The sequence below is a fragment of the Paenibacillus turicensis genome (assembly GCF_017873435.1).
Taxonomy (GTDB): Bacteria; Bacillota; Bacilli; order Paenibacillales; family Paenibacillaceae; genus Fontibacillus; species Fontibacillus turicensis.
Genome location: NZ_JAGGKG010000001.1, coordinates 163,468 through 183,651 on the forward strand (window position 1 = coordinate 163,468; position 20,184 = coordinate 183,651).

General features: G+C 39.6%; 21 protein-coding genes. 8 read left to right on the plus strand and 13 right to left on the minus strand.

Annotated features, from left to right (window positions below):
- Positions 1 to 9: 9 nt before the first annotated feature.
- The 5 genes from groL to J2Z32_RS00765 all read right to left on the minus strand — a co-directional run bounded on the left by groL (position 10) and on the right by J2Z32_RS00765 (position 5,650).
- Complete coding sequence (gene groL / locus J2Z32_RS00745; RefSeq protein WP_210087232.1) at positions 10 to 1,638, minus strand: chaperonin GroEL; 1,629 nt, start codon at positions 1,636 to 1,638, stop codon at positions 10 to 12.
- A 72-nt stretch (positions 1,639 to 1,710) separates the two neighbouring features.
- Entirely contained in the window at positions 1,711 to 1,992 is a 282-nt protein-coding gene (gene groES, locus J2Z32_RS00750) for a co-chaperone GroES (RefSeq protein WP_210087233.1), read from the minus strand.
- Between the two features lie 356 nt (positions 1,993 to 2,348).
- Positions 2,349 to 4,103: a carboxylesterase family protein gene (locus tag J2Z32_RS00755; protein ID WP_210087234.1), complete on the minus strand. Its 1,755-nt coding sequence runs from the start codon at positions 4,101 to 4,103 to the stop codon at positions 2,349 to 2,351.
- A 320-nt stretch (positions 4,104 to 4,423) separates the two neighbouring features.
- Positions 4,424 to 4,909, minus strand: a complete 486-nt coding sequence (locus J2Z32_RS00760; protein ID WP_210087235.1) for a MogA/MoaB family molybdenum cofactor biosynthesis protein — start codon at positions 4,907 to 4,909, stop codon at positions 4,424 to 4,426.
- 105 nt (positions 4,910 to 5,014) lie between these two features.
- Positions 5,015 to 5,650: a 5-formyltetrahydrofolate cyclo-ligase gene (locus J2Z32_RS00765; protein WP_210087236.1), complete on the minus strand. Its 636-nt coding sequence runs from the start codon at positions 5,648 to 5,650 to the stop codon at positions 5,015 to 5,017.
- A 309-nt stretch (positions 5,651 to 5,959) separates the two neighbouring features.
- On the opposite strand from J2Z32_RS00765, the gene J2Z32_RS00770 reads away from it, so the two are divergent.
- On the plus strand, positions 5,960 to 7,924 hold the full coding sequence (locus J2Z32_RS00770; RefSeq protein WP_210087237.1) for an ABC-F family ATP-binding cassette domain-containing protein: 1,965 nt from the start codon (positions 5,960 to 5,962) through the stop codon (positions 7,922 to 7,924).
- Positions 7,925 to 8,283: 359 nt separating this feature from the next.
- Here the strand turns inward: J2Z32_RS00770 and J2Z32_RS00775 are convergent, their stop codons facing one another.
- Positions 8,284 to 8,799 (minus strand): hypothetical protein, encoded by a 516-nt coding sequence (locus J2Z32_RS00775; protein WP_210087238.1) that lies wholly within the window; start codon positions 8,797 to 8,799, stop codon positions 8,284 to 8,286.
- A gap of 133 nt (positions 8,800 to 8,932) precedes the next feature.
- Here J2Z32_RS00775 and J2Z32_RS00780 point away from each other — a divergent pair, with 133 nt between their 5' ends.
- The 3 genes from J2Z32_RS00780 to J2Z32_RS00790 all read left to right on the plus strand — a co-directional run bounded on the left by J2Z32_RS00780 (position 8,933) and on the right by J2Z32_RS00790 (position 11,125).
- Entirely contained in the window at positions 8,933 to 9,319 is a 387-nt protein-coding gene (locus tag J2Z32_RS00780; protein WP_210087239.1) for a rhodanese-like domain-containing protein, read from the plus strand.
- A gap of 321 nt (positions 9,320 to 9,640) precedes the next feature.
- Positions 9,641 to 10,675, plus strand: coding sequence for a M23 family metallopeptidase (locus J2Z32_RS00785; protein ID WP_210087240.1), 1,035 nt, complete (start codon positions 9,641 to 9,643; stop codon positions 10,673 to 10,675).
- The gene (locus J2Z32_RS00790) at positions 10,676 to 11,125 is read left to right on the plus strand and encodes a bactofilin family protein (RefSeq protein WP_210087241.1); all 450 of its coding nucleotides are present in this window, start codon (positions 10,676 to 10,678) and stop codon (positions 11,123 to 11,125) included.
- Positions 11,126 to 11,248: 123 nt separating this feature from the next.
- On the opposite strand, the gene tsaD is transcribed toward J2Z32_RS00790, so the two are convergent.
- Genes tsaD through J2Z32_RS22465 form a run of 5 tightly spaced genes read right to left on the minus strand, consistent with a single transcriptional unit; the run spans position 11,249 to position 14,237 of the window.
- Positions 11,249 to 12,277 (minus strand): tRNA (adenosine(37)-N6)-threonylcarbamoyltransferase complex transferase subunit TsaD, encoded by a 1,029-nt coding sequence (gene tsaD / locus J2Z32_RS00795; protein ID WP_210087242.1) that lies wholly within the window; start codon positions 12,275 to 12,277, stop codon positions 11,249 to 11,251.
- A gap of 54 nt (positions 12,278 to 12,331) precedes the next feature.
- The gene (gene rimI, locus J2Z32_RS00800; RefSeq protein ID WP_245251015.1) at positions 12,332 to 12,826 is read right to left on the minus strand and encodes a ribosomal protein S18-alanine N-acetyltransferase; all 495 of its coding nucleotides are present in this window, start codon (positions 12,824 to 12,826) and stop codon (positions 12,332 to 12,334) included.
- Between the two features lie 12 nt (positions 12,827 to 12,838).
- The gene (gene tsaB, locus J2Z32_RS00805; RefSeq protein WP_210087243.1) at positions 12,839 to 13,663 is read right to left on the minus strand and encodes a tRNA (adenosine(37)-N6)-threonylcarbamoyltransferase complex dimerization subunit type 1 TsaB; all 825 of its coding nucleotides are present in this window, start codon (positions 13,661 to 13,663) and stop codon (positions 12,839 to 12,841) included.
- Positions 13,664 to 14,143 carry a tRNA (adenosine(37)-N6)-threonylcarbamoyltransferase complex ATPase subunit type 1 TsaE gene (tsaE, locus tag J2Z32_RS00810; RefSeq protein ID WP_342453901.1) on the minus strand — a complete coding sequence of 160 codons (480 nt, stop codon included), beginning with the start codon at positions 14,141 to 14,143 and terminating at the stop codon, positions 13,664 to 13,666. It abuts the gene before it with no gap.
- A complete protein-coding gene (locus tag J2Z32_RS22465) occupies positions 14,115 to 14,237 on the minus strand; it encodes a hypothetical protein (protein ID WP_280921095.1) in 123 nt (40 codons plus the stop codon). The genes tsaE and J2Z32_RS22465 overlap by 29 nt, the downstream gene beginning before the upstream one ends.
- A 76-nt stretch (positions 14,238 to 14,313) precedes the next feature.
- On the opposite strand from J2Z32_RS22465, the gene ku reads away from it, so the two are divergent.
- Positions 14,314 to 15,192 (plus strand): non-homologous end joining protein Ku, encoded by an 879-nt coding sequence (ku, locus tag J2Z32_RS00815; protein WP_210087245.1) that lies wholly within the window; start codon positions 14,314 to 14,316, stop codon positions 15,190 to 15,192.
- 33 nt (positions 15,193 to 15,225) lie between these two features.
- Here ku and J2Z32_RS00820 read toward each other — a convergent pair whose 3' ends face one another.
- Positions 15,226 to 16,173, minus strand: coding sequence for an ATP-dependent DNA ligase (locus tag J2Z32_RS00820; RefSeq protein WP_210087246.1), 948 nt, complete (start codon positions 16,171 to 16,173; stop codon positions 15,226 to 15,228).
- 95 nt (positions 16,174 to 16,268) lie between these two features.
- Here J2Z32_RS00820 and J2Z32_RS00825 point away from each other — a divergent pair, with 95 nt between their 5' ends.
- The gene (locus J2Z32_RS00825) at positions 16,269 to 17,165 is read left to right on the plus strand and encodes a DNA polymerase domain-containing protein (protein ID WP_210087247.1); all 897 of its coding nucleotides are present in this window, start codon (positions 16,269 to 16,271) and stop codon (positions 17,163 to 17,165) included.
- Between the two features lie 7 nt (positions 17,166 to 17,172).
- Here the strand turns inward: J2Z32_RS00825 and cls are convergent, their stop codons facing one another.
- The gene (gene cls / locus J2Z32_RS00830; RefSeq protein WP_210087248.1) at positions 17,173 to 18,603 is read right to left on the minus strand and encodes a cardiolipin synthase; all 1,431 of its coding nucleotides are present in this window, start codon (positions 18,601 to 18,603) and stop codon (positions 17,173 to 17,175) included.
- A gap of 140 nt (positions 18,604 to 18,743) precedes the next feature.
- On the opposite strand from cls, the gene J2Z32_RS00835 reads away from it, so the two are divergent.
- Both J2Z32_RS00835 and J2Z32_RS00840 read left to right on the plus strand, forming a co-directional pair.
- Positions 18,744 to 19,721: a M23 family metallopeptidase gene (locus J2Z32_RS00835; protein ID WP_210087249.1), complete on the plus strand. Its 978-nt coding sequence runs from the start codon at positions 18,744 to 18,746 to the stop codon at positions 19,719 to 19,721.
- Between the two features lie 67 nt (positions 19,722 to 19,788).
- Positions 19,789 to 20,178 carry a bactofilin family protein gene (locus J2Z32_RS00840; protein WP_210087250.1) on the plus strand — a complete coding sequence of 130 codons (390 nt, stop codon included), beginning with the start codon at positions 19,789 to 19,791 and terminating at the stop codon, positions 20,176 to 20,178.
- Positions 20,179 to 20,184: the final 6 nt, after the last annotated feature.

Below are 20,184 nucleotides of genomic sequence, written 5' to 3' on the forward strand. Positions count from 1 at the left end.
TTGGCTATATTACATCATGCCGCCCATTCCACCCATACCGCCCATGTCAGGCATTCCTGGCTTTTCTGGTTCTGGTTTGTCAGCAATGACTGCTTCTGTAGTTAGGAACAAGCCTGCTACGGATGCAGCATGTTGCAATGCGGAACGAGTTACTTTCGCAGGGTCAACGATACCTGCTTCGATCATGTTTACCCACTCGCCAGTTGCAGCGTTGAAGCCGATGCCTGGTTGTTCTTTCTTCAAGCGGTCAACGATGACGGAACCTTCTTCACCAGCATTAGCTGCGATAGTGCGGATTGGTTCTTCAAGTGCACGAAGCACGATGTTTACGCCTGTTTTTTCGTCGCCTTCTACGTTTAATCCAGCAACTGCACCATATACGTTAACTAGTGCAACACCACCACCAGATACGATACCTTCTTCAACTGCAGCACGAGTTGCGTTTAATGCATCTTCGATACGCAATTTACGTTCTTTTAATTCAGTTTCAGTAGCCGCACCAACTTTAACTACCGCAACGCCACCTGCTAATTTAGCAAGACGTTCTTGTAGTTTTTCCTTGTCAAATTCAGAAGTTGTTTCTTCTAATTGAGCACGGATTTGGTTTACACGAGCTGTAATATCAGCTTTGTCGCCGTTACCATCTACAATTGTTGTGTTTTCCTTAGTTACACGCACTTGACGAGTAGTACCAAGCTGAGTGATTTCTGTGCTCTTCAGGTCAAGACCTAATTTTTCAGTAATCACTTGACCACCAGTTAATGCAGCGATATCTTGCAGCATTGCTTCACGACGGTCACCAAAGCCAGGAGCTTTAACCGCAACCGCGTTAAATGTACCACGCAATTTGTTCACAACGAGCATCGCAAGTGCTTCGCCTTCGATATCTTCAGCGATGATTACAAGCGGACGACCTTGTTGTACTACTTTTTCAAGTAGAGGCAAGATTTCTTGTGTACTGCTGATTTTTTTATCTGTGATCAAAATGTAAGGGTTGTCTAGGACAGCTTCCATTTTGTCTGTATCTGTAATCATGTATGGAGAAATGTATCCACGGTCAAATTGCATACCTTCTACAACTTCCAATTCAGTAGCGAATCCACGGGATTCTTCAACAGTGATTACACCGTCTTTACCTACTTTTTCCATTGCTTCTGCAATCAATTCGCCAACTTCATCATCCCCAGCAGAGATTGCTGCAACTTGTGCGATAGATTGTTTATCTTCGATTGTTTTGGATATCTTTTGTAGTTCAGCTACAGCAGCTTTAACCGCTTTGTCGATCCCTTTACGAAGACCAATTGGGCTAGCGCCTGCAGTTACGTTTTTCAAGCCTTCACGAATCAAAGCTTGCGCAAGTACAGTTGCAGTCGTTGTACCATCACCAGCTACATCGTTGGTTTTAGTTGCAACTTCTTTAACTAATTGTGCACCCATGTTTTCAAATGCATCTTCAAGCTCGATTTCTTTTGCAATCGTTACACCATCGTTAGTAATTAACGGGCTACCGAATTTTTTCTCCAGAACCACGTTGCGACCTTTTGGTCCTAACGTAACTTTTACTGCGTTTGCCAACGCATCTACACCATTAAGCATTGAACGACGAGCGTCTTCACTGAATTTAATATCTTTTGCCATTGTAAAATTACCTCCCTAAATAAATTGTAAGTCAGTATCTACAGTTAAAAAACGAAGAGCATCTTAGCGTAATTATTCAATTACTGCGTGGATGTCGCTTTCTTTCATGATTAAGTATTCTTTACCTTCGTATTTCACTTCAGTTCCTGCATATTTAGAGAACAAAACACGGTCTCCTTCTTTAACTTCAAGAGGAACTCTAACGCCATCTTTTAATACACCGCTACCTACAGCAATTACTTTACCTTCTTGTGGCTTTTCCTTTGCTGTATCAGGAAGTACTAGTCCAGATGCAGTTGTTTGTACTTGTTCGATCGCTTCCACCAAAACGCGTTCACCTAAAGGTTTGATCATGAATAATGTCCTCCTTTAAATATGTTGTGTTAATTTTATAAGCATTTTACACTCTGTTAGCACTCGATATGCTTTAGTGCTAACAACCAATTTTTATGATACTCAACTTGAGCCAAAATTTCAAGTTTCTTTGTTAATTTTTTAAAAGAAATTTTGCTAAGATGATCAAAACTAACTAAAACAGCATACAAAAAGACTCAATACGGAACCTCGTGCTAACACAATTAATGTATAGCGAAGGCACTTCGAGAGTATCCATCGCTAATCCATCTAGCACGATTTTCTATATTGAGCCAAAATAAATTTTAAGCACTATTTTAGGCACTAAGCATTAAAATTTCATTCTCCATTTAGTTTTATTTTACCCATAAGGACGGATTGTTATATTTCTGATCCAAACGCTTACTAAACCATCTACCATTTAAAACCTTGGAAATAATATCCTGCTTAGTTTCTGCAGAAATACTATGATCTTGGTCCATCGCATTTAATACGCTCTCATACGTATATGGCTTGTTTGACATGTAAGCTAATGCTTTAAAACGGTTTGCATCTAAAATCATTAACGATTGGCCATCCATTTCATTACTGTTTGACCATGGATTCCAGTTTGTTAAACCTTGTCCATTTGGATTTCCCGTCTTCAAGAAATTAGAAATATAACCTCTAAATACGCGGCTTAAATCTTTAGCTCCTTCGGTTTTGTAGCCATCACCAACTAGTGTAGCATAGTTCTGATTGTCTGGCTGTAGGAGTGGGACAAAGACACCATGATACGCACCAAATGTAGCAAGCTCTTTCCCTGCAACATAAGCGTCCTTACCAAAGTTAATTTCTAGCCCATAAATATCAGACTTATAAAATGGAGCCATTTTTTGAGCTGATTCCTTCACATTAAATAAGCTATAGAGCTCTCCGCCGTATTTGTTCACAAAATCATATTCTGCAACTTTACTTGGATTTGTATTGATTTCGTTGCTCGCCACATCTTTTGCAAAATAAGCATCAAATCTTCCGAATAATGAAAATTCATTAGCACCAGTTAACATTAGTAATGGAACAGAATTGTAGGTTGTTGTGTTAAAGCCCTCTTTTGGCAATACATAACCATCGTTATACAGATGTGGGAATACACTCATTCTAATTCCTGCGTTCCCCATCAATTTAGCCAGCTTTTCTGCTGGAACAGAATATAAGTAGTCCTTCACATCACTACCCGTCGTAAGTAACCATTGATAAGCTTCAGCTTCTGTAGCTTTAACCTTATCTTCTACAACCAAAGGTGCGATCGCTTTTGCAAATACTTTAGCACTATCTTCTTTATTCGCAATGCTCATGCCACCACTAAAGGAAATCGCTTTATGAAACTTTCCTTTAAACACAGGTGACGCTAAAATTGCCATCACATCACGACCACCAGCCGAAAAACCTGATAATGTGATATTGTTTGCATCTCCACCAAAGTGAGCAATATTTTCTTTGATCCAGTCTAAAGATTTAGCAATATCCAAAAGTGCATAGTTGCCAGAATCCTCTAGCTTATCGCCTGTATTTAGAGCTGGCAGTGGGTTAAAACCTAAAGGTCCAAGACGATAATTAACAGAAATAAAGATCGCATTCATATCCTTCACAAAAGAATTCCCTGTAATTTCGCCAGAGATTCCTGTCTGGTTATTTCCACCATGAATATATACAAATACCGGAAGCTTGCTGTTTGCATTGTCGGGACGATAAATATCTAAGTTTAAAGCGCTTTCAGAACCGATAATATTTTTACCGCTAAGTTGAATCGCAACATCCCCTGGTTTAGTCGCATCTAATTCGCCAGACCATTTAATAGGATCTACAGGCTTTTTCCATCTCTGTTCACCTGTGGTTGCCCCACCATAAGGGACCCCTTTCCACACTAAAGCTTGGTTTAGTTCATCCTTAACCCCTTTAACCTTACCAAATTTCGTTTCCTGTACAATGCCTGGCTTATAAACAGCAGTAACCTGTGTATTGATTTGCTGGTTTGCACTTACTTGCTGTGGTGCAGTGTAGAAGCTAGTCATTGAAGTTAGCATGACTGCACTTAGTAGCAATGCAATGATTTTATTCTTTTTCTTCATGTTGAAACCCTCCCTGTACGTATTCTCTTAAGTTGCCATGAATCCAAAATGAATGTACCCATGTCCCCCCCCTTTATTTTTGAAAGAAAATACAGATAGACGCAAAAAAACCCAAACCAATACAAACGCTGTTGTATCAGTCTAGGTTATGCCCAAAGTAAGGTTACATCCCTATCTGTAAGAGGAATATATCATATTTTGAAAGCACTTGCAATTCAATTTTATAGGGAAAAATAAGGGAATTCTAAGCCTTAGTAATCTTGTATAATTATACAAAAAACCATACTAATACAAGGTTTTTAACTTCTAATTACTAACCTCTATAATCTAAATTGCCCTGTGACCATAAGCAATGCTTCGGGTAGTTGTTCCATAATCGCGGCTAGGTTCTCATGCACACCTTTTGGTGTTCCTGGCAAGTTCACAATTAAGGTACGTCCACGTATACCTACAATTCCACGAAAAAGCATCGCACCTGGATTTTTTTGCATTGCTGAATAACGCATTGCTTCTGCCATTCCTGGCACCTCTCGCTCAATTACACGACGAGTCGCCTCTGGGGTGACATCACGAATCGCCAACTCTGTACCCCCTGTAGTAAATACTAGGTCAGCATGGAAATAATCCGTCATTTCAATTAATGCTGCAATAATTTCATCTGGTTCGTCAGGAACGATACGGTATTCAACTATTTCGCCCCCTAATTCCTCTTCGACAAGCTCTCGGATAACCTGAGCACTCGTATCTTCACGTTCACCTCTTGATCCTTTATCACTTGCCGTCAGAATTGCTGTCTTCCAAATCATGAAGCCACTCCTCCCATCCACTTAGAACTACAAATCACATTTTAAAGTTAGTTATTATTTCCATTTATATATTAAAAATTTATGGTTAAACCTAGCTAGTATTTGTTAACACTTGTACACTTTTTCACTTGTAATTAACATATTTACTTTAAAATCATGTGGGGCTATAGGTACCTCGTTGATAAGCTGTTCCTTAAATAATAAGGAGACTAACAACGGATGTTTGTCATCTACACCTGCATCTTCACCCTTAGCATCCTTGTTCAACTGGGCGATAAATCTATCATAATAACCACCACCATATCCAATACGTCCACCTGAGACATCATAAGCTAAGCCTGGGACGATGACGAGGTCAATTTCATGATATCGTGCTGGGGGCAAAACTGGACTATTGGGTTCGGGTTCAGAAATCCCCATTTTATTGACAACGAGCGTTTGATTAGAATGTAGCTCATGCAATTGAAGCAATGTTTTAGAAGCTACGCGTGGGACAACAAGAGTATCCCCAGCCTGCAAACAATGCTGGATTAAATAAGAGGTATCTAGCTCGTGTCCAAATGAGAGATAACTAAATACAGTAAGCGGTCGATCTAAATTACAACGCAAAGGTAACATAACCCGCTCAATTAAAAGCCTGTTCGCAAGCTCACTCTCTGTGACGCGAGTGTGTATAGACTTACTGGAAAGCAGTTCCCTCATGTTATGTCGAAGCTGTTTTTTCTTATCTGTAAGCTCCATTTTCCCTTTTGACGTCCTTCCAATTCTTAGTCCATTCTCATCTTAGTGTATCATTGTTACTCCAAAATGAAAACAAAGCAAAGCAAATCATTTTACAAATGACCCCATTTTGTTCAAATTGCCATATCTAGTTTAATGTTAATCCCAAAAAACTACATGTGGTATATAAATAGCTAAATTTTTAAATTTTAATAACGTTGCTGCTTTATGAAAATAAATCATCTTGCCATAACTCCTCAATGCAAACCTTCTTCATTTCATGTAAACTAATACTATAGTGTTTTGTTGATTAGGAGGATTAATACAAAGATGCTGCTTCAAGCTAGTAATATAAGTAAATTATTTGGAATTACACCGATATTAAGTGGGATTAACCTGCAAGTCCTTGAACGAGATCGAATTGGACTGGTTGGAGTCAATGGTGCAGGTAAATCTACGTTATTACAAATTTTAGCTGGTGAATTATCTCATGATGGGGGACAAATTTTTAAATCAAAGGAAACAACGATTGGTTACCTCCCACAAAATAGTGGTCTACAGTCCAACCTGACGATTTGGGATGAGATGCTGACGGTATTCGAGCCTGTGCTTCAAGCAGAGCGTGAATTAAGACAGATGGAAGTTGAAATTGCCAATCCATCTCAAGCTGTAAATGAAAAGGCATATGAAGCCTTGTTAGAACGCTACGCACTTAAATCTGATTGGTTTAAGGATCATGGTGGTTACGAAATTGAAACGCGTATTCGTAGTGTGCTTCACGGGATGGGTTTTGGACAATTCCCACCTGATACACTTATTTCTACTTTAAGTGGTGGACAAAAAACGCGCCTTGCATTAGCACGTATTTTGCTGCTAGCTCCAGATTTACTTATGCTGGATGAGCCTACAAACCATCTTGATATCGAGACATTAACGTGGTTAGAGGACTACCTTCGCAATTACTCTGGTGCACTATTAGTTGTTTCTCATGACCGTTATTTTCTTGATCGACTTGTTACAGCCATTGTCGAAATTGAGCGGCACCAGTCACGTAAATATACGGGCAACTATAGCAAATATATTGAATTAAAGGCAGCTGAATACGAAAGCCAACTCAAAATGTACGAAAAGCAACAAGACGAAATCGAAAAAATGGAAGATTTTATTCGCAAAAATATTGTTCGTGCATCTACTACAAAACGAGCACAAAGTCGTCGTAAAGCGCTTGAAAAGATGGATGTGATGGATCGTCCACTTGGCGATTTAAAGCGGGCTAACTTCTCATTTGAAGCTGAAATTATGAGTGGTAAGGATGTTTTACAGGTAAAGGATATTAGCTTTGCTTTTAAGCCGGGAGAAACCCCGTTATTCAAACATGTTTCCTTTGAAATGCGTCGTGGTGAAATGATTGCACTAATTGGGCCAAACGGGATTGGAAAATCTACCTTACTAAAAATGCTAACCAATGAGTTTAAACCTTCATCAGGTAATATCAATTGGGGAACTAAAGTTAAAATCGGCTATTATGATCAGGAGCAAAGTCATTTAAATCCAAGTAATACGATTTTAGAGGAAGTATGGAGCGCCTATCCTCATCTTGAGGAGGTTCGTATTCGCAGTGTACTTGGTAACTTCTTGTTTAGTGGCGACGATGTACTGAAGAAGGTATCTGCGTTAAGTGGTGGCGAAAAGGCACGTGTCGCTTTGGCTAAGCTAATGTTATTACGTGCTAATGTTCTGATTTTGGATGAGCCTACAAACCATTTAGATTTATTTAGTAAGGAAGTATTAGAGTCTGCTTTGCTTGATTATGATGGTACATTACTATTCATTTCACATGACCGGTATTTTCTTAACAAAATGGCAGAACGAATCGTTGAATTACATCCAAATGGCGCAGAGCATTTCCTGGGTAATTATGACGATTATATTGCGAAAAAAGAAGAACTAGCGGAGTTAGCTGCCGAATTAGCAAACGAAGAAACAGTTAAAAACAAAAAAGTCGAAGAACTTACCTCCTCCACCAATGCTACCTCTCCTAAAAGTGGTGCGATTGCTTTTGAAGCAGATAAGCAGGCAAAACGAGAGGAACGAGCTAGAGCAAGACGAATTGAACAACTTGAGGAACAAATAGCAGAGTTAGAGGGTAAAATTGAAGCGTTGGAAGCCGAATTAACTTTACCAGAGGTTTATCAGGACTACGTTGCTGTTCAAGAACGACAGGTTGCGATTGATAACCATAAAAATGAACTCACCAACGTATATGAAGAATGGGAGTCTTTATTGTCTCAATAATTATATACAGTGTTATCCACAGAAATTCAAAGGTTTACAACAAACACTTAAGCGGCTGAAAAAGCCGCTTTTTCTATACTCAAAATTTTTTAGACATAAAATGTTCACTTTATCCACTTAGTTATGCACATTATCCACAATTTATTGAAAATAACTTGATTTATTTGCAAAACAATTAATTCAAGCTGTTGGATCAATGCTTTCAGCTTTTTCAGAAAATGTTACTCACTATCTGTGAACAAAATTATTCACAAGGAGTCATTCACCTCTAGCAAGAGCTCCTACAATTCACATTCTACACTCCACATTCTACCTTCTGACCATCTAACTTTCTAAACCTATGATCTACTGATCTTCCATTACTCGAAAGTTGTCAAATGAATATCATGCTCGGAGCTTAATTCCATTTTTATATTTCCTTTTGCCTTACTACCTACAATTTTTATTCGGTATTCTGTTGTTGGCTTTAGAGTAATTGAAGTTGTTTTTGCTTGACTACCTTCACTCAGCACATTGATTTCAGTAGTCTTATTATCAGCGCTAACTATAATCGTTTTAAATTTACCGCCTTTAATTTGTTGGTCTATATTAATTTTCAGCTCCTGCTCTATATCGGAGCTTATAATCCAGAACGTATCAACACCTGTGAACGTACTAAACTCTACAGATAATTTTTTATCTGTTATACTTTTTTTTGCGGTATTGGTATAGGTATACGTATTAGATTGCTGGACTAAACGATCATCGTTATTGTAAACCTCCTCTTGAACTACCTTAGTACTGTTAAACGTACAACCTGATATTATGAATAAAGCTAACAATATAAATCCAAAAGCACCCCTACGTCCGATAGTAATCTTATATGTTTTATGCAAACCTCAACACTTCCTTTATATAAATTTTTAAATTCTTGAAAGTTAGTTATGTAATGACTACAATATAAAATGAATACTGAGATAACAATCCATAAAATAAAATAATCAGCATTCATTCAAAGGAGATCTAAATATGAGTTATGATTACCAAGGTATTTCCCATATCGATAGCGAGGAATTGTATGAATTATTACAAGAAACTACCAATTCACATCTTATTATCGATGTTCGTGAGCCCCATGAATATGAGCAAGCTCATATTCCCGGCATTCCTTTAATTCCGATGGGCAATTTTCCACAATATGCAGATCAGCTTGATAAAGAGCGAGAATATGTCTTTGTATGTCGCAGTGGTCAAAGAAGCTTTGAAGTTGCCAACTATTTACAGCAATTAGGCTTTCAGCATGTTCATAATTTAGATGGTGGTATGCTTGGCTGGATGTATGAGACGAAGTCAGGGCTAGAGCATGTTATTACAGGACTAAATGAGCATACAAGTCTTGAACGTCTAAAACCCTAATCTTTAAGCAGACATGGTTTTTCTTTGGGATCAGTACTTCGTTAAGGGATTGAACGCTGATTCCAAAATCCTTCTCCCACTTCACTCCTCTTTACTTCAATTTTTACTTCACTCTTTTTTTGCTTCTCACCTTTTCATCTTGACCTCCTCTTTTGTCCTACCTTTTTTCATTTCAATGTTGCACAAAATCGATTTACTACAAACTCCTTTCACAAAAATGTCAAATTCGTTACTTTTTTTGCTGAACAAAACAGGATTTTGGAGTAGTATGTCGAAATGTATCATTTGGCGAAGGAAAATATTAGGTAATGAGGTTTTGTGATGATAAATTTTAAATTTAAATTAGGCCGTCCTAAAAACAAACGATATTCCATTATGATCGTTCCTGAGGGCAGCCAACCTGTTATGCGCTTTAAGCTTACTTCTTTTTATGTTATTGCTGGTAGTGTGGCCGCAGTCATCATGATTTTGACGATGTTGGTTCTTTTTTATATGAATCAAGCTCACTCTCAGAAAATAACTACTTTACAAGCTAAGCTAGACTCGTCTTCAGATGAACTTAAAACAACGATGGTAAATAAAGATCAAGCAATGGATGAGTTACTTTCTCAGCTGCTAGAGCTATCAGAGCAATCTAAAAATGTAGAGTCTAAAATGGCCGAGCTTCAAATCCTAGAAGCAGAATTAAAACAAATGACGAATAAAAATGATGGCAAGGATGCAGCCATTACTAGCTTCTCTACTAAACAAAAAGATTTAACCCCTCCTTCAGCTTTAGATGGGGTGGGTGGTGAAGATATTGAAATGACACCACAAAACATTGCTGCACTCATTGAGCAAACAAAGCAAAGTATCGAAAATACATTGCAAACTGCACCAGCCTTACAATCTAGCTTAGAGAAAACTAAACATTCTGTGAAGCAATATCAGACGTTGCTAGCAACAACACCTACATATTGGCCAACAGTATCAACACGGATCACCTCCCATTTTGGGAGTCGTAAAGATCCGTTTACAGGTAGAGTTAAATATCATGGAGGTTTGGATGTTGGTGGAGAAGTGGGCGACCCAATCTATGCCGCAGCAGATGGCAAGGTGACTGATGCTGGGGTAAGTACTTCTAGAGGAAACTATATTGTTATCTCTCACCCCTCTGGCTTGCAAAGTCACTACATGCATTTAAATGCTGTTTCAACAACAACGGGCGCAACTGTAAAGCAAGGTGAAGTAATTGGAGAGCTTGGAAACACAGGTCGGAGCACAGGCCCACATCTGCATTTTGAAATTGTTAAGGATGGGGTACTCGTTGACCCTGCTGATTACATAATCCCTAATAGAGAGGAAGTTTCGAACTAAATGTTTAAAAGCAAAGTAAAAGCAACAAAGGTAGATCCTAATACGACAGATACAATTATCGGGGAAGGCAGCAGCTTTGAAGGAAATATTAAATCTGATGCTGGTCTAAGGGTAGAAGGACAAATTAAAGGGGACATTGAGTGCCAAGGTGATGTGACTATCGGTGAAAAAGGGCTTGTCCATTCCAATATTAGCGCACGTAATATTATTATTGCAGGTACTGTGCATGGGAACGTTCATGCGACAAACAAATTGTCCATTAACGCCAAAGGGAAGCTATATGGGGATATTGTAACTCATACTTTATGTATTGAAGAGGGTAGTATTTTTGAAGGGACAAGCAAGATGGAAAACGTCACTGAGTCCAATGGCAATAGCAATATGAATGCTAACGCTAAATCAACAAGCGAAGCCTCTTCTTCTAAGTCTACACCTAAAGGAAATGATTAACTAGCGAAGAGAGAGATTCTGAAGATTGTTTGTTTGCTTCAATAAAAAGGGCTCTGAATAAATGAGTGGTTGACAATCACAATCACAATCACTCATTTTATTCTGAGCCCTCCTACTTCTGATTTACACCGACCAAGCCTCTAACGAAAACGAAGGCTCTCCTTTAAGATCCAAGGAAGAGAATTGCCCCCTTTTCCATTTCAAATATGCAGCCGCACCAATCATCGCGGCATTATCTGTACAATATTTAAATGGCGGAATCACAAGTGCAATGCCTTCTGTTTCTGTTCGTTTTGTAAGTTCCTCTCTTAGTCCACGATTAGCAGCTACGCCACCACACAATAGCAATTGCTTCGCACCTGTCTCTTTGACTGCTCTAATCGCTTTTTCAACTAAAACCTCAACGACCGACTCCTGAAATCCACGCGCAATCGCAGCTTCGTAGCCAGTTTCTCCACGCATTTTATGCTGATTCACTAGGTTTAGTACAGCCGATTTTAAACCACTAAAGCTAAAATCATAGCTATCTGGCTCCAGCCATGCACGTGGCAATTTCTCTGCTTCCTTCGATTCCTTTGCCAATGCATCCACATAAGGCCCACCTGGGTACGGAAAACTTAATGCTCGTGCGACCTTATCATAAGCTTCTCCCACAGCATCATCACGTGTTCGACCTAACCAGCTAAACTTCCCTTCTTGCTCCATAAGAACAAGTTCAGTATGTCCACCTGATACAACGAGAGCAACAGCTGGATACACGATTTCCTCTACGAGTTGATTGGCATAAATATGCCCTGCAATATGATGAGTCCCAATAAGGGGCTTATTCCAAGCAAAGGCTACACTTTTAGCTGCCATAATCCCTACTAGTAGCGCTCCTACTAACCCAGGTCCCTCCGTTACTGCAATAGCAGATAACCGCTCAGGCGTTACGTTTGCTTCTTCAAGCGCCTGTTCTATCATTAGTGTGATGCTTTCCACATGCTTACGAGAGGCGACCTCAGGTACAACTCCCCCAAAAGCTTTATGGATTTCAATCTGACTTACAATTAAATTAGATAATACATCATTTCCATTTTTAACGACTGCCGCAGATGTCTCATCACAGCTAGTTTCAATCGCCAAAATGTAGCAATCCTCTTGATTTGACAAATTACGTCGCTTCCTTCCCTTTATCCCAATGTTCAATAGCAATTACCTAGTGATCTAGTGAACAATATCTGAAATTTGATCTAGCTCGCACCACATGATCATGGCATCTTCATTGTTATCTGAATAATATTTTGGCCTTACCCCTTGCGAATAAAAGCCTAATTTACGATACAACGCTTGGGCAATATGATTAGACACACGTACCTCCAGTGTCATTCTTTCCATTCCCAATTCACGTGCCCACATCATTAGTCTACGTAGTAATGTTTCTCCTAAATGAGCACCTCGATATGAGGTTCGCACTGCAATATTTGTAATATGAGCTTCATCCATGACTGTCCACATGCCAGCATATCCGATCACTTCTTCATTCAGCTCCATAATTAAATAATGTGCAAAATGATTTTGTATAATTTCATTGCGGAACGCTTCCGCACTCCAAGGTAATGTAAAAGCTTCGTGTTCAATGATCATAATGGCATCAATATCATCCAAGGTCATCTCACGAAATGTAACTTGATTAGAATTAAATAGGTTTAATGCTGCCATATGCTCTCTCCTTTACTTCCTAGCAAGTAAAGCCGCTTCAGCTTCAGCAAGTTGCGTATAATTGGGTACTAACGTATGTGCTTCATCATGTTGACCTTGTTCAAATGCATGTTCACCACATTGTCCAATCCATTTTGCACTTAACTCATAGGCAAAAATATGTAATGCGTCACCCAGCTTATCCCCAAGCGTATCCATTATTGTTTTTGTATGCATTTCTGTAGTTTCACCAACAAACCAGATCCCTGAAGGTTTATCCTCTTCCTTTAAAGCATCCCATTTATTAGCTAGATTTTCACACCATAGTGACATAAGGGTAATCCGATCAGACTCTAATTTCAGAGGGATCTTTCCGGAGAAATCACCTTGCTCTAGCTGATACAATCCTGTATATACTTGCCCACGCCGAGCATCTACTAATGGAATTACCCAATGGGAAGACTTGTTATCCACTAATTCGGAAATTCCCTCACACTCCGCCTGTTTTAAGGATAGAGCGGTAGCCAAACCACCTAATGCTGTTGCTGCAAGACTAGATACCCCAACGATCGGAATATTTAGACTCCAAGCCAATGTTTTTGCTGTTGTAACCGCGATACGGATACCTGTATAAGAACCCGGTCCTACACCTACTGCAATCAAATCCATATCTTTAATGTTCAAGCCTGCTTGATTTAATGTATCTTCAATTCCTTTCATCATATGAATGGAATGATTACGCTCTGCTTGAGTGTTACTTTCAAAGACTTGTCCCACTGCATTTTGGACTGCGACGGCGAGTGTAGCTGTAGACGTATCTATCGCTAATACCTTTTTAGTCTGTTTATTATTTTCCACCTATAAAACCCCATTTTCCTGCATAGTTGCAACCCATTTTTCATACATCAAGCCTGTTCCATAAATAAAAAAGCGCCGTTCAAACTCCGAAACCGTCTCAATCTCAATGCGCAATAGCTCCGTAGGAAGTAGCTCTTCAATGACACTTGCCCACTCCACGAGTGTGACGCCTGTCCCATAAAAATATTCATCCAGCCCTAATTCATCAGCCTCATCTATCGACAATCGATAAACATCCATATGATAAAAAGGAAGTCTTCCTTCATATTCCTTAATAATTGTAAATGTAGGACTATTCACTAACTCCTGCACTTCAAGCCCCTTCGCAAATGCCTTGGAAAACGCTGTTTTTCCTGCGCCTAAATCACCATCTAACCCAATGACAGTACCTGGCAAGGCTTGCCTTGCTAAATAAGCCGCTAATGTGGCGGTTGCATTATAATCTTTTGCTTCATATACAAACTGTGCCGAAGCTTTTATATCCAATCGTGAAACCACCTTTATGCTCTACTTTATCAACCTGTATTTTCCCATTATATCGACCATAGTCAACACCCGCAAGTGTAATAGCCATATACAGCAACCAAGGATTAAAGCCGTATCCCTCGGGTAAACTAAAGTAACAATCACAGTGAAAGGAGCACTTTTACATGCATACGGTATGGAAAGGGGCAATAAGCTTTGGCTTAGTTCACGTCCCCGTTAAAATGTTTTCTGCAACAGAAGATAAAGACATTTCCATGAAATATATTCATAAAAAATGTGGCAGTTCTCTTTCTTATGTTCGGCGTTGCCCTGTATGTGAAGAAGATGTTGCTTGGGAGGATATTACGAAGGGCTACGAATACGAAAAAGGAAAATATGTGCTATTTGAAAAACAAGAGCTGGAGCAGCTTTCCGCACAAGCAGAGAGAAACATTATTATTTTAGATTTTGTTGACCTACATGAAATCGATCCAATTTACTTTCAAAAAACATATTACTTATCTCCCGATCAAACTGGCTCCAATGCCTACAAATTGTTAATGGAAGCCATGCTTCAGTCTGGAAAAATTGGGATCGCAAAGGTTGCGATTCGTTCCAAAAGCAGCTTGGCGGCCATACGTGTGATGGATGGGTGTCTGGCTATCGAAACGATGTTTTTCCCTGATGAAATCCGCCCAATTGCACAGGTGCCTAACCTACCAGAAGCTGCAGTGGTTAATGATAAAGAGCTAACGATGGCGAAGCTATTGATTGAACAGCTTTCAACACCATTTGAGCCAATAAAATATAAGGATGATTACCGAGAAAACCTGCAAACCTTAATTTCGCAAAAGGTCGCAGGCGAAGAGGTTACACTTGCACCAGCGAAGCAGGAAAATAACGTGATCGATTTAATGGCAGCGCTCCAAGCAAGCATCGAGGCGGCCAAACCAGCGCCAATGATTACAGATACAGGTGAGGCAACAAAAGCATCCACCCGAGGTAAGGCAAAAACAACCAAAAGTAAAACTACTGCCACGCCAAAAGGGAAGAAAAAGGCTTGAGCAGAAAAGACAGAAAAGTAAAAACTGCATCAATTATTGAGATGTTATACATTCATAAGCTGGCTTATGTGCGATCCCCTGCAACACCGGATGTCTTAACGTATAATGTGGCGTCCATTGCATATAATTTACCTTTACACTCACAAGAGGCTCCACCCATAGAGCCTCCTTTGTGCGGTCAGGCTTATTGATAAAAGGCATCTTGCTTATCTTATGGTTTTGAAGCTGTTGCACTAACGCTGACCATGCACTCTGATTTAACATTCCAGGTCCAACATGTCCAACATAAATAAATTGTCCCTGCTCATTAAATAAACCTAATAATACAGCATTATATCTGCCATCCTTCATACTCAAACCGCCAATCACTGCATACAAATCAAAACCAAGCTTAATTTTACGCCATCTGCCATCTTTCCCCCCACAAGCATATGTACTATTTATTTCCTTGCAAACAATGCCCTCCCACTCTTTTTCTTTCATTATGTTTAATAAGGGTAAGCTTTGCTCAGAGGATACACTGGGAACTAACTGAACACGCTCGGACGGCATAAGAATTTCCTTTAGCTTTTGCTGTCTAGTGATTAGAGGCAAATCATTGATCCATTCGCCATTTAAATACACCAGGTCAAATACCATATACACAGGATGAATACTTCGGATAGCTGAAGCGATTTGCATGTCCTTCCTTAAGCTATCTCGCTTCATAATGCCATGAAAGGAAGGCTTACCTTGCTCCAACACGATCATTTCGCCATCTAAAATAACCGACTTGGCCTTACAATAGGAATGGATATCCCTAAATTCAGGATATTGCTGTGTGCGTTCGTTTCCTTTGCGATTAATGAGCTTTACCTCTGTCCCATCGTAATAGGTCAATATTCTAACCCCGTCCCATTTAATTTGGGACAACCATCCATCCCCACTCGGAATATCCTTAGCAGAGATCGGTTCGAACGGGACAATGACAGGCAACTGCATAGTTAATTCTCCTTTCCTCTCAGTGAAATCGTTAGCTCATAGTTTCCCCACACTTTGGGAATGCTATCCTAGGTCGAAGAAGGGAGGGTTAAAGCATGGCCGTTTCATCTCATTTGATCATCAAAGTAGATCAGCATGACATCAAAATTACAAATCCAAATAAGCTATTATGGCAAGAAATGGGCATCACTAAATCGATGTATTTAGAAAAGCTAACGGTACTTTTCCCTTATTTATTGGCACGCTGTAACAACCGTTTACTAACTACGATCCGTTATCCACACGGCGTACATAGCAAATTTTTTTATCAAAAAAATGCACCAGAACCACTCCCCTCCTTTGTCACTACCGCTTGGGAGGAAAGTATACATTATGTCGTGCTTGATCAGCTAGCTACGCTGTTATGGTTAGGAAATTTAGCCTGCATTGAATTTCATCCGTCGCTCCATTTTGTAGGGGAGCATTTACCTTGCGAATGGATTATTGACCTTGATCCGTCTCTGCCAGAGGAACCACGCATTATGGAAGCAGCATGGAATGTTGGGCAGGTATTAAACTCATTAGGCATTCAGTCGATTCCAAAAACGTCAGGGGCAACTGGCGTCCAAATCATTGTCCCAATTCAATATGGCATCACCTTTGATGAATTAAGATCACTTGGTCATTTTATCGCGCAATATACGGTTCAAAAGTATCCACAGCTATTTACAATCGAGCGGTTAAAAAAGCATCGCGGTGATCTAATTTATTTTGACTACCTCCAGCACTACAAGGGCAAAACGTTAGCTTCTGCTTATACGCCTAGAGCGAATGAAGCTGCTTGTGTATCTACGCCATTAACGTGGGAGGAGGTCGCACAAAATCCACGTCCCTCAGACTATCATCTACTTAATATAGAGGAACGATTACAGCAAAAAGGCGATCTAATTGCCACAGTAGCACCTCAAGATTTAAAATCAATTATTGCCCAGCTAGGTAAAATCAAAGGCTAAAGTTTTGCTACAATAAAGGGGAAACAAGACGGGCTAATAGCTCCGCTCCTTTTTGTAACCTCGGGCGAAGCTGGAATTCCCGCAACTCTATTCTTTTACTATGTTCCAAATCTTGTTTGAAATCTGTAATTAGCTCGGAAACTGAATTTTCATCAAACAACAAAGCAATCATTTCAAAATTATAAAAAAAGCTACGCATATCCATATTGGCTGTACCCACCGATCCAAGCAGAACATCAATAATAATAATTTTGGCGTGGACAAAGCCTTTTGTATATTGATAAAACTCGACCCCTGCAAGCATAAGCTCCTCTACATATGATAATGAAGCGAGCTGCACAATACGACTATCCCCTTGATAAGGAATAAGCACCTTCACCTCTACCCCACTCACCGCCGCCGTTTTTAGGGCTGTTCTTAACGCTTCATCTGGAATAAAGTAAGGCGAAGTAATCCAGATTCGTTCCTTTGCCGCGGAAATAGCACCAAAATATAGCTCCTGCACCGTATCCCAATGCTGATCAGGCCCACTAGTTAAAATTTGCACCTGTTTATCCACATTGCAGTTATGCGCAGGATACAAATCCTCACTTACTACGACTTGCTCCGAAACAAGTGACCAATCATCCAAAAACGTATTTTGCAAAAAATAGACGGCATCTCCCCTTAATTCAAGGTGTGTATCTCGCCAAAAACCAAGCTTTGGAGATAATCCTAAATATTCATCCCCAACATTAATCCCACCCATAAATCCAATCTTACCGTCCACAATTAATATTTTTCGATGATTCCGATAATTCACTCTTCGATCAAGCGTAGCAATCCATGGTGGTAAAAAAGCTCTAACCTCAATCCCAGCACGACGCATTTCTGCAATAAAGGAGGTCTTCAGCTTATAACTGCCTAACCCATCATAAATAACACGTACCTCCACGCCCTGCATCGCTTTACGAATCAGCACTTCTTGAAATCTAGTTCCAATTCCATCATGACGGAAAATATAAAATTCCATATGAATATGGTATGTTGCCTGTTCCATCGCATTTAGCATGGCGGCAAATATTTTTTCAGATTCACTCATGACCTTCACTTCGTTATGGCCTGTAATTGGATTTTCAGAAATTTTTGTTAATAGTCCAAATAAACGTGTCTGATCGCTAAATGCGGGATATCTCATCTCAGAAATATGGTGAATGATTTTCGACTGACGAAATACCGTTGATTTGAGCATTTGAAAAATACTCGTTCCTCTCAGACGGATTGTTCTTCTTTTCTTATATTCCTGAGCAATAAAATAGTATAAAACAAAACCGATGATGGGGATGAGGAATAGGATGAACATCCAAGCCATTGCCTTTCCCGGATTACGAAACTCTACAATCAATATGGTAGCAATTTGAAATATAAATGCAATTAATAGTAATAAGAGCCACTCCATATACTCACCTCTTCCTCAATCAGCATTAACCAGCTACGTTCCTATTTATTCATCTTTATTAAAATAATAATAGACATGTTTCGAAAGTTAGACGAATAGATAATGGTAAAGTGATATTTTATAGAAAGGAAGGGGATGCGATGAAAAATACTAATCTTAGTCGACAAATGACCATACTGGTTGTAAGAGAAGCTCATCAGCCTGTTAGACAAATTCAATTGTCCAAGCCACTCATCATCGTCGTTCCAATGGTCGCCCTACTTTCCATCTCAGGCTTAATTGTTCATATGAAGCTGCAATCCAATCAACAAATCGCACAACTACAACAGCAGGTCTACGCCCAGCAATACCAATTTGATGTCGTCGTCACAAATAAAGAACAGGCGATCACACGGCTCCAAAATGAAGTGATTCAACTGTCAGCCGAAGCCAAAAATATGGTAGGAAAATTAGAACGTGTCTCTGCTCTTGAGGATGAGCTACAACGCTTTATTAATAAATACCACACAGGCAGCAAGGTTCCTGCTTCGGCGTCTAAGGATAGTGATGACTTTAATGGATTAGGAGGTGAGTTTATCGCAGTGCATGACAATGAAATAGATCAGCTTGCTATTGAGACACACCAAGACTATGAGATGATTAACAAAATGTTAAATGAAATGGAAAAAAATTTACCAATTACATTGAAGCGTGCTAGACAGACGCAATATAGCTTATCTGGTACACCCTCAGGTTGGCCTACGTTATCGACACGACTGACCTCCAACTTTGGTTATCGTACTGACCCTTTTTCAGGTAAAGCCGCCTTTCATGCTGGTATCGATATCGGTGGGAAAATTGGGGATCCTGTGTATGCAGCAGCAGCGGGTACAGTCATTACAAGCGAAGCTAGCTCTTCGCGTGGCAATTATATAGTGATTCAGCATCCCAATGGAATACAAAGCTGGTATTTACATCTGCAAAAATCAGTCGTAGCTAAAGGAGAGCAAGTGACAAAAGGTCAGAACATCGGCAAACTTGGCAATACAGGACGTAGCACAGGTGCACACCTGCATTTTGAAATTATGAAAAATAATCAACTTGTAGATCCCTTAAATTATGTTTCCAGCGAACAGTAACTATTTATATAACTCAATGTAGAAAACTAGATGTGGGAATACAAAACTATGCTAGGGAGGATGTTATATGCGAAAAAATAAAGCCATTCCAACCATTTTAGGAGAGGGGTGTAAAAGTGAAGGGAAAATAAATTGTGAAACAGACCTGAGAATCGATGGTCATTTTAATGGTGAAATTCATTGCGGGGCTACAGTCATTATCGGGGAGCAAGGAGATATTAATTCGAATATTATCGCAAATGAGGTTATCGTTGCAGGCAAGGTCACGGGTGATATTCAAGCTCAGGATCGATTAACGATTTTAAAAAATGGACAAATTGATGGGAATGTCCATGTGACTCAACTTATCATTGTAGAAGGTGGCATGCTAAATGGCACTAGTAAAATGGGACGTCCCTCCTCTGCACCCGTGAAGGAAAAAAACAGAAAATTAGCACAACAACCCGAAGCAGGGTAAGCTAAT

Coding starts and splice junctions, on each gene's coding strand:
- J2Z32_RS22465 (WP_280921095.1), bottom strand. CDS start 14,237: ATGGCTATTACACTTGCGGGTGTTGACTATGGTCGATATAATGGGAAA.
- J2Z32_RS00840 (WP_210087250.1), top strand. CDS start 19,789: ATGCGAAAAAATAAAGCCATTCCAACCATTTTAGGAGAGGGGTGTAAA.
- J2Z32_RS00760 (WP_210087235.1), bottom strand. CDS start 4,909: ATGATTTGGAAGACAGCAATTCTGACGGCAAGTGATAAAGGATCAAGA.
- J2Z32_RS00820 (WP_210087246.1), bottom strand. CDS start 16,173: ATGCAGTTGCCTGTCATTGTCCCGTTCGAACCGATCTCTGCTAAGGAT.
- groES (WP_210087233.1), bottom strand. CDS start 1,992: ATGATCAAACCTTTAGGTGAACGCGTTTTGGTGGAAGCGATCGAACAA.
- J2Z32_RS00790 (WP_210087241.1), top strand. CDS start 10,676: ATGTTTAAAAGCAAAGTAAAAGCAACAAAGGTAGATCCTAATACGACA.
- J2Z32_RS00785 (WP_210087240.1), top strand. CDS start 9,641: ATGATAAATTTTAAATTTAAATTAGGCCGTCCTAAAAACAAACGATAT.
- J2Z32_RS00825 (WP_210087247.1), top strand. CDS start 16,269: ATGGCCGTTTCATCTCATTTGATCATCAAAGTAGATCAGCATGACATC.
- cls (WP_210087248.1), bottom strand. CDS start 18,603: ATGGAGTGGCTCTTATTACTATTAATTGCATTTATATTTCAAATTGCT.
- rimI (WP_245251015.1), bottom strand. CDS start 12,826: ATGGCAGCATTAAACCTATTTAATTCTAATCAAGTTACATTTCGTGAG.
- J2Z32_RS00835 (WP_210087249.1), top strand. CDS start 18,744: ATGAAAAATACTAATCTTAGTCGACAAATGACCATACTGGTTGTAAGA.
- J2Z32_RS00780 (WP_210087239.1), top strand. CDS start 8,933: ATGAGTTATGATTACCAAGGTATTTCCCATATCGATAGCGAGGAATTG.
- J2Z32_RS00755 (WP_210087234.1), bottom strand. CDS start 4,103: ATGAAGAAAAAGAATAAAATCATTGCATTGCTACTAAGTGCAGTCATG.
- groL (WP_210087232.1), bottom strand. CDS start 1,638: ATGGCAAAAGATATTAAATTCAGTGAAGACGCTCGTCGTTCAATGCTT.
- J2Z32_RS00765 (WP_210087236.1), bottom strand. CDS start 5,650: ATGGAGCTTACAGATAAGAAAAAACAGCTTCGACATAACATGAGGGAA.
- J2Z32_RS00770 (WP_210087237.1), top strand. CDS start 5,960: ATGCTGCTTCAAGCTAGTAATATAAGTAAATTATTTGGAATTACACCG.
- ku (WP_210087245.1), top strand. CDS start 14,314: ATGCATACGGTATGGAAAGGGGCAATAAGCTTTGGCTTAGTTCACGTC.